Source organism: Streptomyces sp. NBC_01237, assembly GCF_035917275.1.
Lineage (GTDB): Bacteria > Actinomycetota > Actinomycetes > Streptomycetales > Streptomycetaceae > Streptomyces.
The window spans coordinates 7,298,567-7,312,132 of record NZ_CP108508.1 but is presented as its reverse complement, the minus strand read 5'-3'; the positions used below and the strand labels follow the sequence as shown (position 1 = coordinate 7,312,132).

General features: G+C 70.8%; 11 protein-coding genes. 3 read left to right on the top strand and 8 right to left on the bottom strand.

What is annotated here, in order from left to right:
* Positions 1–26: 26 nt before the first annotated feature.
* Both OG251_RS32435 and OG251_RS32430 read right to left on the bottom strand, forming a co-directional pair.
* On the bottom strand, positions 27–1,634 hold the full coding sequence (locus OG251_RS32435) for an AMP-binding protein (protein ID WP_326680430.1): 1,608 nt from the start codon (positions 1,632–1,634) through the stop codon (positions 27–29).
* Positions 1,631–3,328 (bottom strand): AMP-binding protein, encoded by a 1,698-nt coding sequence (locus tag OG251_RS32430; protein WP_326680429.1) that lies wholly within the window; start codon positions 3,326–3,328, stop codon positions 1,631–1,633. The genes OG251_RS32435 and OG251_RS32430 overlap by 4 nt, the downstream gene beginning before the upstream one ends.
* 110 nt (positions 3,329–3,438) lie before the next feature.
* On the opposite strand from OG251_RS32430, the gene OG251_RS32425 reads away from it, so the two are divergent.
* Positions 3,439–4,281: a response regulator transcription factor gene (locus tag OG251_RS32425; RefSeq protein ID WP_326680428.1), complete on the top strand. Its 843-nt coding sequence runs from the start codon at positions 3,439–3,441 to the stop codon at positions 4,279–4,281.
* A 31-nt stretch (positions 4,282–4,312) separates the two neighbouring features.
* Here the strand turns inward: OG251_RS32425 and OG251_RS32420 are convergent, their stop codons facing one another.
* The 3 genes from OG251_RS32420 to OG251_RS32410 form a co-directional block, all read right to left on the bottom strand.
* On the bottom strand, positions 4,313–5,446 hold the full coding sequence (locus OG251_RS32420; RefSeq protein WP_326680427.1) for a winged helix DNA-binding domain-containing protein: 1,134 nt from the start codon (positions 5,444–5,446) through the stop codon (positions 4,313–4,315).
* 122 nt (positions 5,447–5,568) lie between these two features.
* A complete protein-coding gene (locus OG251_RS32415) occupies positions 5,569–6,600 on the bottom strand; it encodes a glutathione S-transferase family protein (RefSeq protein ID WP_326680426.1) in 1,032 nt (343 codons plus the stop codon).
* Positions 6,597–8,105, bottom strand: a complete 1,509-nt coding sequence (locus OG251_RS32410; RefSeq protein WP_326680425.1) for an MFS transporter — start codon at positions 8,103–8,105, stop codon at positions 6,597–6,599. The genes OG251_RS32415 and OG251_RS32410 overlap by 4 nt, the downstream gene beginning before the upstream one ends.
* Before the next feature lie 177 nt (positions 8,106–8,282).
* Here OG251_RS32410 and OG251_RS32405 point away from each other — a divergent pair, with 177 nt between their 5' ends.
* Complete coding sequence (locus tag OG251_RS32405) at positions 8,283–9,368, top strand: glycoside hydrolase family 5 protein (RefSeq protein WP_326680424.1); 1,086 nt, start codon at positions 8,283–8,285, stop codon at positions 9,366–9,368.
* 3 nt (positions 9,369–9,371) lie between these two features.
* Here OG251_RS32405 and OG251_RS32400 read toward each other — a convergent pair whose 3' ends face one another.
* The 3 genes from OG251_RS32400 to OG251_RS32390 form a co-directional block, all read right to left on the bottom strand.
* Positions 9,372–9,737, bottom strand: a complete 366-nt coding sequence (locus OG251_RS32400) for a DUF4180 domain-containing protein (RefSeq protein WP_326680423.1) — start codon at positions 9,735–9,737, stop codon at positions 9,372–9,374.
* Positions 9,730–10,218 (bottom strand): helix-turn-helix domain-containing protein, encoded by a 489-nt coding sequence (locus tag OG251_RS32395; protein WP_326680422.1) that lies wholly within the window; start codon positions 10,216–10,218, stop codon positions 9,730–9,732. Before OG251_RS32395 ends, OG251_RS32400 begins: the two co-directional genes overlap by 8 nt.
* 123 nt (positions 10,219–10,341) lie before the next feature.
* Complete coding sequence (locus OG251_RS32390) at positions 10,342–10,839, bottom strand: SRPBCC family protein (RefSeq protein ID WP_326680421.1); 498 nt, start codon at positions 10,837–10,839, stop codon at positions 10,342–10,344.
* Between the two features lie 188 nt (positions 10,840–11,027).
* Between OG251_RS32390 and OG251_RS32385 the strand changes: the two genes are divergently transcribed.
* Entirely contained in the window at positions 11,028–13,484 is a 2,457-nt protein-coding gene (locus tag OG251_RS32385) for an endonuclease/exonuclease/phosphatase family protein (RefSeq protein ID WP_326680420.1), read from the top strand.
* Positions 13,485–13,566 lie beyond the last annotated feature (82 nt).

Sequence of the window (13,566 nt, the reverse complement as noted above, 5' to 3'; positions counted from 1 at the left end):
CGCACCGGCCCGCCACGTGACATCCCTCAGCGGCTGTAGGTCTCGCGCAGCTCGATCTTCCGGACCTTCCCGCTCACCGTCATCGGGAAGGACTCCAGAATCCTGAGCGCGCGCGGGAGCTTGTAGTGCGCGAGCTGCTCACGGCAGTACGCGGTGATCTCCTCCAGCGTCGGCGGATCGGCCGGGTCGCGGGGGATGACACAGGCCAGGATCTCCTCGCCGTACCTCTTGTCCGGCACCCCCACCACCTGTACGTCGGCGATCTTCGGATGACCGTAGAGGAACTCCTCGATCTCCCTCGGGTACACGTTCTCGCCGCCCCGGATGATCATGTCCTTGATCCGGCCGACGATCTGGACATAGCCGTCCTCGCGCATCACCGCGAGGTCCCCGGTGTGCATCCAGCGGCCCGCGTCGATCACCTCGGCCGTCCGGTCGGGCTGTTCCCAGTAGCCCAGCATCACGCTGTAGCCACGGGTGCGCAGTTCGCCCGCCTCTCCGCGCGGCAGGGTCACCCCGCTCACCGGGTCGACCACCTTGACCTCGATGTGCGGCAGCACCCGCCCGACCGTGCCGGTCCGGCGGTCCAGGTCGTCGTCGCGGCGGGTCTGGGTGGAGACCGGGGAGGTCTCCGTCATCCCGTAGCAGATGGACACCTCGTCCATGTGCATCTCGGCGACGACGCGCTTCATCACCTCGACCGGGCAGGGGGACCCGGCCATGATTCCGGTGCGCAGCGAGGAGAGGTCGTACGAGGCGAAGTCGGGGAGGTCGAGCTCGGCGATGAACATGGTGGGGACGCCGTAGAGCGAGGTGCAGCGCTCCCGCTGGACCGCCGTGAGAACGGCGGTGGGTTCGAAGGACGGGCCGGGGATCACGATGCAGGCGCCGTGGGAGGTGATGCCGAGGTTCCCCATCACCATGCCGAAGCAGTGGTAGAAGGGCACCGGCAGACAGACCCGGTCCTGCTCGGTGTAGGCGACCAGCTCCCCGACGAAGTACCCGTTGTTGAGGATGTTGTGATGGGAGAGCGTGGCGCCCTTGGGGAAGCCGGTGGTGCCCGAGGTGTACTGGATGTTGATCGGGTCGTCGCAGGACAACTCGGCTTCCCGGGAAGCCAGTTGCTCGGCCGTGACGGACTGCGCGGCGGCGGTCAGTTCGGCCCAGGACGGGTCATCTATGTAGTGGACGGCGCGCAGGGAGGGGCAGTTGCCGCAGACCTGGCCGACGAGCGCGCGGTAGTCGCTGATGCGGTGGGCGAGCGAGGCGACCAGCAGGGAGATGCCGGACTGGTTGAGGACGAACTCCAGCTCGTGCGCCCGGTAGGCGGGGTTGATGGTGACCATGACGGCGCCGATGCGGGCCGTCGCGTACTGGACGAGCACCCACTCCGGGCAGTTGACGGCCCAGATCCCGACCCGGTCGCCCTTGGCCACGCCGGACGCCATGAGGGCACGGGCCAGTTCCTGGACGTCGGCCCCGAATTCGGCGTACGTCCAGCGCCGCCCGGACGCCACGTCGACCAGGGCCTCGCGCGAGCCGAACGCCTCGACGGCCCGGTCGAGGTTGCGTCCGATGGTGTCACCGAGCAGCGGGGTGGTCCCGGTGCCGTGCGCGTAGGACGGTTCGCTCATCGCAGGTCCCCCTCGTCGAACTCGGTGCCGGTCCCGGCGGCGGTGCGCCCGCGGAGCTCGATGCGGCGGATCTTGCCCGAGACGGTCTTCGGCAGTTCGGCGAACTCCAGCCGGCGGATGCGCTTGTACGGGGCGAGGACCGACCTGGAGTGCGCGAACAGTGCCCTGGCCGTCTCCGGTCCGGGCTCCCAGCCCTCGGCCAGCACGATGTACGCCTTCGGCACGGCGAGCCGGACCGGGTCGGGGGCGGGCACGACGGCGGCCTCGGCGACCGCTTCGTGCTCCAGCAGCGCGCTCTCCAGCTCGAACGGCGAGATCTTGTAGTCGGACGCCTTGAAGACGTCGTCGGCGCGGCCGATGTACGTGATGTAACCGTCCTCGTCGCGGGCGCCGATGTCACCGGTGCGGTAGTAGCCGCCCGCCATCGCCTCGGCGGTACGGTCCGGGTCGCCGTGGTATCCGGTCATCAGGCCGACGGGGTGGGCCGAGAGGTCGAGGGAGATCTCGCCCTCGGTGGCACCGGCCTCGCCGCTGACCGGGTCGAGGAGTTCGACCTTGAAGCCGGGACTGGGCCGCCCCATGGATCCGGCCTTCAGCAGCTGGCCGGGGGTGTTGGCGACCTGGACGGCGGTCTCGGTCTGGCCGAAGCCGTCCCGGATGGTGACGCCCCACTCGCGGCGCACCGTCTCGATGACCTCGGGGTTGAGCGGCTCGCCCGCCGCCACGACCTCGCGCGGCGGTGTCTTCAGCTGGGAGAGGTCGGCCTGGATGAGCATCCGCCAGACGGTGGGCGGCGCGCAGAAGCTGGTGACGGCCGAGCGGTCCATCTCCGCCATCAGCCGGGCCGCGTCGAAGCGGGTGTAGTTGAAGATGAAGACGGTGGCCTCGGCGCTCCACGGGGCGAAGAGGTTCGACCAGGCGTGCTTGGCCCAGCCGGGCGAGGAGATGTTCAGATGCACATCGCCGGGCTTGAGGCCGATCCAGTACATCGTGGACAAGTGGCCCACGGGGTAGGAGACATGGGTGTGCTCGACCAGCTTGGGGCGGGCGGTGGTGCCGGAGGTGAAGTAGAGCATCAGCGGTTCGTCGGCGTCGGTCTCCCGGTCCGGCGTGAAGGTCGTGGGCAGGGTGTCGGCACCCGCGTACGACAGCCATCCCTCGATGCCGCCGCTCCCGCTCCCGTCCGCGCCGCCGACGGCGAGCCGGGTGTAGTCGCCGGGCACCTCGTCGAACTTCGCGGTGTCCGCCCCCCGCACGAGCACATGGCGGACCCGGCCGCGTTCGACGCGGTCGCGCAGGTCGACGGGGCCCAGCAGCGGGGTCGCCGGGATGACGACGGCACGCAGCTTCATCGCGGCCAGCGCCGTCTCCCACAGCTCGACCTGGTTGCCGAGCATGACGAGGATGCGGTCGCCCTCGCGGACGCCCCGGTCCCTGAGCCAGTTCGCGGCCTGGTTGGAGCGGGCGGACATCCGGGCGAACGACACCTCGGTGCGCCGCCCGTCCTCCTCCACGATGTGCAGGGCGGTGCGGTCGTTGTTCTCGGCGATGACGTCGAACCAGTCGAGCGCCCAGTTGAAGTTCTCGGATCGGGGCCAGCGGAAACCCTCGTATGCCTTCGCGTAGTCCTCGCGGTGTTCCAGCAGGAAGTCCCGGGCGGCCCGGAACGTCTCCGTCGCACTGGTTGCCGACATGTGCCCTCCTCATTGCGGACCGGACCGGTCACTTAACATCATGTAAACAGTGACCCAGGTCTCACTACCCCCGGACGGGGGTGGAACGAACAGGGCGGAGCGACGTCACCATGCCCGAACCGGACGAAGCGGTCGAGATGCAAGCCGCGCTGCTGAGGCTGCGACGATCGAGTGGGCTTCCGGTGGCCTTCGGCGGGCTGCTGTCGGATGCGCGCCACGCCCGGATCGTGGAGCTGAACGGGGCGCAGACCACCGCGCTGCGCGGGCTGGTCATCTCGGCGGGCAGCGGGCTCGGCGGCAAGTCGATCGCGCTGTCACGGCCGTGCGCGGTGACGGACTACGCCTCCTCGCGCCACATCAGCCACGAGTACGACACGGCCGTCGCGGCGGAGGGGCTGCGTTCGGTGGTCGCGGTGCCCGTGGTCGTGCGCCGGAAGGTGCGGGGCCTGCTGTACGGGGCGCTGCGGAATCCGATCACCCTCGGGGACCGTACGTTCGACGCCGCCGTCGCCGCGGCCCGCGATGTGGAACAGGCGCTCGCGGTACGGGACGAGGTGCAGCAGCTTCTGGCGGCCACCCTGGAGCAGGTGACCGATCCGCACACGGGTCCGGGCGCCTGGGAGGACGTGCGCGAGGCGCATCGCGAGCTGCGGGCGCTCGCCCCGAAGATCGTCGACCCGGACCTCCGGGAGGAGCTGCTCACGGTGTGCGGGCGCCTCGCCTCGGCGTCCGGGGCGCCGGGACCGGCGGCCGGGACGGTGCGGCTGGCGCCGCGCGAGGTGGATGTCATCGCCTGTGTGGCGGCGGGGGCGACGAACGCCACGGCGGCGGACCGGCTGGGGCTGCGGCCGGAGACCGTGAAGGGGTATCTGCGTTCCGCGATGCGCAAGCTGGGGGCGCACACCCGGCTCGAAGCGGTGGTGGCGGCGCGCAGGGCGGGTCTGCTGCCCTGACAGCCCCGCCCGCCCGGGTGCCGGGCCGCTCTCAGTCCCCGAAGTCGATGAAGTCGGCGAACCGGACGTCGTACGCGGTCGCCTCCGACATCACCGACAGCATCCCTACGGCTTCCTCGCCGACCGCGTCGCGCTCGGCGCGGCCGAGCCTGCCGAGCGGCTGCACCGTGAGGTTCGCGGTGTCCCCGGTCCGGTCGGCCCGCCAGACGGCCGCGAGGAATCCGTCGACGAGGACGGTTCCGTAGGACTGGTTGCCCACCCCGTTGCGCCCCTTGTGGGCGGGCGGGATGACGCGGGAGCGGTCGGCGTGGCCGAGCAGGACGTTGTCGAACTCGGGCAGGAAGCGCGGCGGGGCCGGGGTGTCCGGGTCGGGGCGCGGGGCGTCGGGGAGGTCGAAGAGTTCGGCCCCGTTCTCGTCGCGGAACGTGCGCAGTCGTGGCCGCAGCCGTTCGAAGACCTCCCGCAGCCGGGTCAGCCCCGCCCATGTCTGCATGTCCTTCACGGACGCGGGCCCGAAGGCGCCGAGGTAGCGCAGGACGGTGCCGTCGGGTGCGGGAGCGGGCTGCGAGGACCGGCCGAGCCAGTGCTCGACGGTGGTCAGTTCGACCTGGCCGCTCCGGTCCCAGAGTCCTCGCGGGGTGACCTGGACCAGGGGCAGGCCGCATCGGGCGGCCACCGAGAGGGCCTGCGGATCGGCGTCCGGCCACTCGGCGAGGAGTTCCGCGCGCAGTTCCTTGTTGGTGCGGGGCCGTTCCTCGACGAGCTTCCGGCTGATCGCCGAGAGCCGGTCGAGGTCCACGCCGACGAGGCCCCGGCGGAAGGTCTTCAGCTCCCGGTCGCGTGCCGCCTGGACCAGCGGGCGCAGGGTGAGGGCGTCCTGGGCGGTGTGGGTGTGGATGGTGGAGCGGAGGGTGACCATCCGGACCACCTCGCGGGACTCCATCAGGGCGGAGAGCTCGGCGGGTTCGAAGCCTTCGAGCCGGGCGAAGAGCTGGAAGTACGGCGGCCTGGTGTTCTGCGCCTGGAGTCCGACGAGGTGCTCCACGGCCTCCTTGGCGGACATGTCCGCCCGGTGCAGCAGGAGTTGGCGCTCCAGCGTGGCGCGGTTGAGGGCGCGCGTGGAGAGCACCTGGGGGCGGGCGGGCGGATTCGTCTTCGCGGCCATGTGCGCACGTTACGCGGGCCACCGTCCGCACCGCGGCGGACGGTGGCCTTCCGGGCCGGGGCATCCGCGTCGCGCCGTACGGGCACCTCCCGCCCTCGACGCACCGCACGGCCGCCCTCCGTTCAGGGCCGTCCGCGCGCCGGGACCTCCTCGCCGGGCGGTACGGGCCCCGGAGGTGTTCCGTCGCCGAACGGGCGCCCGCCCAGCTCCTCCCGGTGGTGCGGGGTCAGCCAGCCGGACAGGTCGGGGCCGAGGGGCACGATGCCGGTGGGGTTGATGCCGGTGTGCACCCGGTAGTAGTGCTGCTTGATGTGGTCGAAGTCGACCGTGTCGCCGAAGCCGGGCGTCTGGTAGAGATCACGGGAGTACGCCCACAGGACGGGGTCCTCGGTGATCTTCGTACGGTTGCACTTGAAGTGTCCGTGGTAGACGGCGTCGAAGCGCACCAGGGTGGTGAACAGCCGGATGTCCGCCTCCGTGATCGTGTCGCCGACCAGGTAGCGGCGGTCGGCCAGACGCGCGGAGACGAGGTCGAGGCGGCGGAACACATCGGTGTACGCGGCGTCGTAGGCGTCCTGGCTGTCGGCGAAACCGGCCCGGTAGACGCCGTTGTTGACGTCGCGGTAGATCCCTTCCATCACCTCGTCGATCTCGTCGCGGAGGGGCTCCGGGTAGAGGTCGGGTGCGCCGGGGCGGTGCAGGGCGCTCCATTCGGTGGCGAGGTCCAGGGTGATCCGCTGGTAGTCGTTGGTGACGAGCTTGCCGCTCGGTACGTCCACGACGGCGGGCACGCTGACCCCGCCGGGGTAGCCGCGCTCACGTGCGTCGTACGCCTCGCTCAGGTACCGGATGCCCAGCACCGGGTCCCGGCCGTCCTCGTCGAGGGTGAAGCGCCAGCTGCGGTCGTCCTGGATGGGGTCGGTGATGCCGAGCGGGAGGGCGTCCTCCAGGCCGAGGAGGCGCCGTGAGACGAGGGCCCTGCTCGCCCACGGGCAGGCGCGGCTGACGACGAGCCGGTAGCGGCCCGCCTCGACCGGCCAGCCGTCGCGGCCGTCGGCGGTGATGCGGTCGGCGAAGTGGCTGCGGGAGCGTTTGAAGGGCTTGTGGCCGTACGAGGTGTTCGAGTCCCGGTCCTTTTCGTGGCTGTCGTTCATACCGCACTCCTCGCTGGGTTCGTGGCTTTTTCCGCACGGCGCGCGTCCCGTCGTCCGGCCAGGACGTCGGCCAGCGCCACGATCAGCGCGGCGAGGACGAACGCGACCGAGACGACGAGCCCGTGGTCGTACGCGGTGGCCCAGCCCTTGGGGCTCACCTGGGCGAAGAAGACCGAGCCGACGGCGGCGATGCCGATCGCGGAGCCGACGCGCTGGCCCGTCTGGAGGCTGCCCCCGGCGCTTCCGGCGTGGACCACCGGCACCTCGGACAGGGTCAGCGTCTGGTTCGGGGCGATGACCAGGCCGCTGCCGAGACCGGCGAACAGCAGGGGGGCCGCCATCGCCCAGCCCACGGACCGCCCCGGCACCAGATGGACGGCGAGCGCGGTGGCCGCGAGCCCCACCGCGACCATCACGAGGCCGACGACGATGAGGGGCCGGCCGAAGCGGCCGACCAGCCGGCCGCCGACCGAAGCGGCCACCGCCGCTCCGAGGGCGAACGGGGTGATGGCGAGCCCGGCCTGAAGGGCGGTGTAGTGCAGTCCGGACTGGAGGTAGAGGGTCGTGATGAAGAAGATCGAGGTGAATCCCGCGAAGTACAGCAGGATCATCAGGCAGCCCAGCCAGTAGGACCGCAGCCGGAACAGCGAGAGGTCCAGGACCGGTTGGACGGAGCGGCCCGCGCACCGTGACTCCCAGCCGATGAACGCCGCCAGCAGCACGGCGGCCAGGAGCACGAACAGCCATTTGGTGTTGCCGGGCCACTGCTGGGCCTGCACGAACGGCAGCAGCAGGGCCAGCACGCCCGCGCCGAGGAGCACGACACCCACCGGGTCGAGGTCGCGCGGACGTACCCGGCTCGCCGACGGGGTGTCCGGGAGCAGCCGCCGGGCCAGCACGAAGCAGACGACGCCGAGCGGGAGGTTGACGTAGAACACCCAGCGCCAGCCGTCGGCCGGCCCGGCCATCTGGATCAGCAGACCGCCGAGCAGGGGGCCGACGGCGGTGGAGATCCCGACGACGGTGCCGAACATACCGAAGGCCCGGCCCCGCTCCCGGCCGGAGAACATCTGCTGGATCAGCGCGGAGATCTGCGGGGAGATCAAACCGCCCGCCATGCCCTGGACCAGTCGGGCGACCACCAGCCAGAGGCTGGACTGGGCGGCGCCGCAGGCGGCCGACGCCAGGGTGAAGAGCGCGAGCCCGGCCAGGAACACCGCGCGGCGCCCGCGTGCGTCGCCCAGGCGTCCGGCGGGGATCAGCAGGAGCCCGAAGGCGAGGGCGTATCCGGAGAGCACCCATTGGAGGTCGGACTCGGGGGTGTGCAGCCCTTCCCGGATCGACGGCAGGGCGACATTGACGATGGACACGTCCAGCAGCGTCATGAAGCCCGCCACCAGGCAGACGGCGAGGGCTCGCCAGCGCCGTGGGTCGGGGCCGCCGGAATCCGGGCCGGGGCCCGGACCGCGCCCCGTCGGCCCGGGGTGCGCCGCACTCTCTGCCATGTTTCGCACCCTAGGGCGCGGCTCGCTTTTCCTCCATCCGGGGCGACCGGATCGATGCACTCCGGTTAATCGTTAGGAAAGTTTCCCAACACTGTTGACGAGAATCAGAAGGGACCTTTACTTTCAGTTTGCCGACATGGCGCCTCCCCTCCACCAACCCCCGACGGGAGCACCACCATGCACCAGCGCACCAATCTCCCCACCGAGCAGCCGACCGGGTCCCGACGCCGCCTCCGGGCCCGGACAGCCCTTCTCGCCTCGGCCGCCCTCGCACTCGGCGGCGCCCTGCTGTCGCCGGTCCAGGCGGGAGCCTCCCCGGCCCCCGCTGCCGCCACCCCGGCCGCCGCGACGCCGCTCGCCGCGAACGGCCAGCTCAAGGTCTGCGGCCTCCAGCTCTGCAACGCCTCGGGCCAGGCGGTCCAGCTCAACGGCATGAGCACGCACGGCACCCAGTGGTACGCCCAGTGCGTCACCAACGGCTCGCTCGACGCCCTGGCCACGGACTGGCGCGCCGATGTGCTGCGTGTCTCCACGTACGTACAGGAGGACGGGTACGAGACCGACCCGCAGGGCTTCACCGCCCGTGCGCAGAAGTTCGTCGACGCGGCCCACGCGCGGGGCATGTACGCGGTGATCGACTGGCACATGCTCGACCCCGGCGACCCCAACTTCAACCTCAGCCGGGCGAAGACCTTCTTCACGGCGATGGCGAAGAAGTACAAGGACAATCCGGGTGTGCTCTACGAGATCGCCAACGAGCCCTCCGGGGTGAGCTGGTCGACGATCAAGTCGTACGCCGAGAAGATCATCCCGGTCATCCGGGCGCAGGACCCCGACGCGGTGGTCCTGGTCGGCACGCGCGCCTGGTCCTCGTTCGGTGTCTCCGAAGGGGCGGACGAACAGGAGGTCGTCAGCAATCCGGTCAACGCCTCGAACATCATGTACACGTTCCACTTCTACGCGGCCTCGCACCGGGACGAGTACCTGAACACCCTGGACCGGGCATCGAACAAGCTGCCCGTGTTCGTCACGGAGTTCGGGACGCAGAACTACGCGGGCGAGGGCGCGGACGACTTCACGATGTCGCAGCGCTACCTCGACCTGATGAAGCGCAAGAAGATCTCGTGGACCAACTGGAACTACTCCGACGACCACCGTTCCGGTGCGGTCTTCAAGACCGGCACCTGCGACGGCACCCAGTGGACCGGCACATCGGTGCTGAAGCCCGCCGGCGTCTGGATCCGTGAGCGCATCCGCCAGTGACGGCTACGGCTTGAGGCGGGCGGCGAGGTCGTCGAGGTCGGCCACGAACCAGACGTGCCGGCCTCGATCGGCCTCCCGGATCAGGGCGGGCAGCGCCGAACCGCCCCTCAGATGGCGCGAGATGTCCCCGACGATCGCCAGGCGCAGCCGGTAGTTCGCGAACTTCTGGAAGACCTCACCGGCGAAGCCCGTACTGAGGTCGAAAAAACGGTCGTCGAAGCAGTCCGCCGGAACGGCGACCACCTCCGCACCCTGGAAGGCGGCACCGACCAGACGGTCCAGCGCGTCCTGCACCGTGGCGATCGGCGCACCGTCCGCGCCGTGGACGAGCACCGGTACGCCGTGGTGTTCCACGAAGAGGTCAGGCACGGTGGGCCGCCCCCTCGTCGCCGGACAGGAACATGCCGTTGCCGGGCCCCGTCACCCCGTCGACCAGACGCAGCAGGTCGGCGGTGGCGGTGGCGTTGCCGAGGATCACGATCTTCATGCGGGCGCGCTCCTGGTCGTAGACCGTCTGGACGCGCAGCGGCTCCGGGGCTTCCCGCCCGGACTGTGCGGCGGCCGTGACCAGAGTGCTCAGCCGGCTCGCCGCGTCCGGGCCGATCGAGTCGATCTGAACGATCCCCGACACCTCCACATGCCCGCGCGGCGCGGCGGCCCGAGGGGGCACCGGATCCACCGGGAGGCTGGTCAGCGCCGCCAGGTCCGCCCGGCTGATCCGGTACTGCTTGCCGATCCGCACGGCCTTCAGCCGGCCCTCACGGACATAGCTCCGGACGGTCCGCACATGCAGCCCCAGCAGCTCGGCGACCTCACCGACCGAATACAGCTCGCGCTCAGCACTCTCCATACGGCTGAACACTACCCTGAACAACCCTCAGAAGGGTGGGATAGGGATGGATACGGAATGCCGAGACGCCCCCGGACGCCGTTCGAGGTTCCCCCAAGGGCTGTCCCGCAACCCCTGCTCGGATTACTCCTCGGAGGGGAACCCGCCGCCCTCCAACTGGGTCTTGAGCGTCGAGAGGATCATGGCCCAGCCGTCGCGGACGCCCTCCAGCATCCTGCTGTCCGGGCTGTCGAAGCCGTCATGGGTGAGGGTCAGCCTGACGCCCATCGCGGGATCCTCGGCGGGCTCGATGTCGAAGGCGACCTTCGACCGCTCCCGGACCGCCTCCTCCCACTCCTCGTCCGACGCGAAGTCGAACATCTCCCGGTGCACGGGCTGGAGCGTGTGCCAGGTGTACGAGAGCCGTTTGCCGGGCTCCGCCTCCAGCACCCGCTGGCCGACCTCCTCGAACTCACCCTCCGGATCCATCTTCCAGCGGACCGGGGCGCCGGCCTCCCAGGTCGAATCGGGGCCGTGACCGCCCATGTGGACCTTGATGAGCTCCGGGTCGGTCAGCGCCCGGTAGAGCTCCTCGGGGGTGGTGCGGATGTACGTGACATAGACGAACTCGGGCTTGGTCATGGCCGGTCCTTCCAGAGAGTGCTCCTCACCTCCGATTCAAGCAACCGTATGGTTGCCTGTCGCGTCGACGGACCCCTTCGCATCGGCTCCACATCGGCGCGATGCGTGGAATTAACCTCTGATGCCTTGTCATGCCCCATCTACGCGCATAGTTTTCAGCCCTCACTACACAGTTGGGGGCAGCTCACGTGCGTATATCCAGACCCGGTTCCGTCCTACTGACCGGCGCCGTCGCCGTCGCTCTTTCGGTGACCGCCCTTCCCGCCGCCTTCGCGGCACCGTCCTCGTCCGCCGTGATCTCCGAGGTGTACGGCGGCGGCGGCAATTCGGGAGCGACGCTCACCCGGGACTTCATCGAGCTGGCCAATGCCGGTTCCGCGCCGTTCGGCCTCGGCGGCTTCAGCGTCCAGTACCTGCCGGGCAGCCCGTCCGCCGGTTCGCTGTGGCAGGTGTCCGCACTGACCGGCGCGATCGCCCCCGGCGGCCGCTACCTCGTCGCCCAGGCCGCGGGGACCGGCGGCACGGTGGCCCTGCCCACCGCCGACGCCACCGGAACGGTCCCGATGTCCGCGGCGAGCGGCACCGTCGCCCTGGTCTCCGGCACCACCCCGCTCACCTGCAGGACGGCGGCCGACTGCGCGGCCGACACCAGGATCGTGGACCTCGTCGGCTACGGCTCCGCGGTCGTGCGGGAGGGCGGCGGGCCCGTGACCGGTGCCTCCGCCACCGCGTCCGTCGCCCGCGCCGCCTCGCTCGCCGACACCGACGACAACGCCGCCGACCTCGCCGCGGGCGCCCCGACCCCGGTGAACGCGGCCGGGGAGACGTCCGGCGGCACCGGCCCCGGGGACCCCGGCGGCCCGACCGAGCCCGGCACCGTGCGGGTGCACGACATCCAGGGCACCACCCGGCTCTCGCCGCTCGCCGACCGGTCGGTCGACGGTGTCCCGGGCATCGTCACCGGCGTACGGGCCACGGGCTCGCGCGGCTTCTGGATCCAGGACACCGCACCGGACGACGACGCCCGCACCGGCGAGGGCCTGTTCGTCTACACGGGCTCCGCCGCACCGGCCGTGGCCGTGGGCGACTCGGTCCTCGTCAGCGGCAAGGTCGCCGAGTACTACCCGTCCGCGACCGCCCAGTCGCTCACCCAGCTCACCGCGCCCAGGACCACCGTCCTGTCCTCCGGCAACGCCCTGCCCGCGCCGGTCGTGCTGGACGCCGCCTCGGTGCCCGGCGCCTACGCGCCCACGGCCGGTGGCGGTCCGATCGACGCGCTCACCCTCGACCCGGCGACGTACGCCCTCGACCTGTACGAGGCGCTCGAAGGCACCCGCGTCCGCATCGCCGACACCCGCGTCACCGGGGCCACGACCGCGTACGACGAGATCTGGGTCACCGTCAAACCGCGCGAGAAGCCGACCGCGCGGGGCGGCACGCTCTACGCCTCGTACAACGACCAGAACACCGGCCGCCTCAAGGTGATGTCGCTCGACGCCGCCTCGCCGGTCCCCGTGGCCGACGTGGGCGACGTGCTGTCCGGCACCACCACCGGCGTCCTGGACTACGCGTCCTTCGGCGGCTACAACCTCCAGGCCACCGAGCTGGGCACCCTCACCGACAAGGGGCTGAAGCGCGAGGTCACCCGCAAGCAGAAGCGCGGGGAACTGGCCGTCGCCACGTACAACGTGGAGAACCTGGACGCGCTCGACGAGCAGGCCAAGTTCGACACGCTGGCCGAGGGTGTCGCGGTCAACCTCGCCTCGCCCGACGTCGTGTCGCTGGAGGAGATCCAGGACGACAACGGCGCGAAGAACGACGGCACGGTCGGCTCCGAGGCGACGCTGAAGCGGTTCACCGACGCGATCGTCGCCGCGGGCGGTCCGCGCTACGCCTGGCGCTACATCGCCCCCGAGAACAACAAGGACGGCGGCGAGCCCGGCGGCAACATCCGTAACGTCTTCCTCTTCAACCCGGCGCGCGTGACGTTCGTGGACCGCGCGGGCGGCGACGCCACCACCCCCGTGAGCGCCGTGGACACCCGCAAGGGCGTCAAGCTCTCCGTCTCCCCCGGCCGGATCAACCCGGCGAGCGCCGCCTGGGACGACAGCCGCAAGCCGCTGGTGGGCGAGTTCCGCTTCCGCGGGAAGCCGGTCTTCGTCATCGGCAACCACTTCGCCTCCAAGGGCGGCGACCAGCCGCTGCACGGACGCTACCAGGAGCCGACGCGCAGTTCGGAGACGAAGCGGATACAGCAGGCGGCGGAGGTCAACACCTTCGTCACCTCGGTGCTGAAGGCGGACAAGTCGGCCCGGGTCATCACGCTCGGGGACCTCAACGACTTCGCGTTCTCACCGACGATGGACGCGCTGACCCGCGGCAGGGTCCTCAAGCCGCTGATCAGCACGCTCCCCGCGAAGGAGCGGTACAGCTACGTCTACGACGGGAACTCGCAGACGCTGGACCACATCCTGACGAGTCCCGGCATCCGTCGGTTCGACTACGACGTGGTGCACATCAACGCGGAGTTCGCCGACCAGGCGAGCGACCACGACCCCCAGGTGGTGCGCGTGGATGTGAGCGCCGGAGGCAAGGGCCACGGGCACGGGCACGGACACGGGCACGGGCACGGACACGGGCACTGAGGTCCGCCGCCCGTCCGGGCGGGCCCGCTCGTTCGGGTCTGCCCGGCCGGGGCGGTGATCACCGTCCGGCCGCTTCCCCCGG

Excerpts from the sequence above, each read along its gene's own strand:
- OG251_RS32415 (WP_326680426.1), bottom strand. The coding sequence starts at position 6,600 with ATGAACGACAGCCACGAAAAGGACCGGGACTCGAACACCTCGTACGGC.
- OG251_RS32430 (WP_326680429.1), bottom strand. The coding sequence starts at position 3,328 with ATGTCGGCAACCAGTGCGACGGAGACGTTCCGGGCCGCCCGGGACTTC.
- OG251_RS32395 (WP_326680422.1), bottom strand. The coding sequence starts at position 10,218 with ATGGAGAGTGCTGAGCGCGAGCTGTATTCGGTCGGTGAGGTCGCCGAG.
- OG251_RS32405 (WP_326680424.1), top strand. The coding sequence starts at position 8,283 with ATGCACCAGCGCACCAATCTCCCCACCGAGCAGCCGACCGGGTCCCGA.
- OG251_RS32435 (WP_326680430.1), bottom strand. The coding sequence starts at position 1,634 with ATGAGCGAACCGTCCTACGCGCACGGCACCGGGACCACCCCGCTGCTC.
- OG251_RS32410 (WP_326680425.1), bottom strand. The coding sequence starts at position 8,105 with ATGGCAGAGAGTGCGGCGCACCCCGGGCCGACGGGGCGCGGTCCGGGC.
- OG251_RS32425 (WP_326680428.1), top strand. The coding sequence starts at position 3,439 with ATGCCCGAACCGGACGAAGCGGTCGAGATGCAAGCCGCGCTGCTGAGG.
- OG251_RS32420 (WP_326680427.1), bottom strand. The coding sequence starts at position 5,446 with ATGGCCGCGAAGACGAATCCGCCCGCCCGCCCCCAGGTGCTCTCCACG.
- OG251_RS32390 (WP_326680421.1), bottom strand. The coding sequence starts at position 10,839 with ATGACCAAGCCCGAGTTCGTCTATGTCACGTACATCCGCACCACCCCC.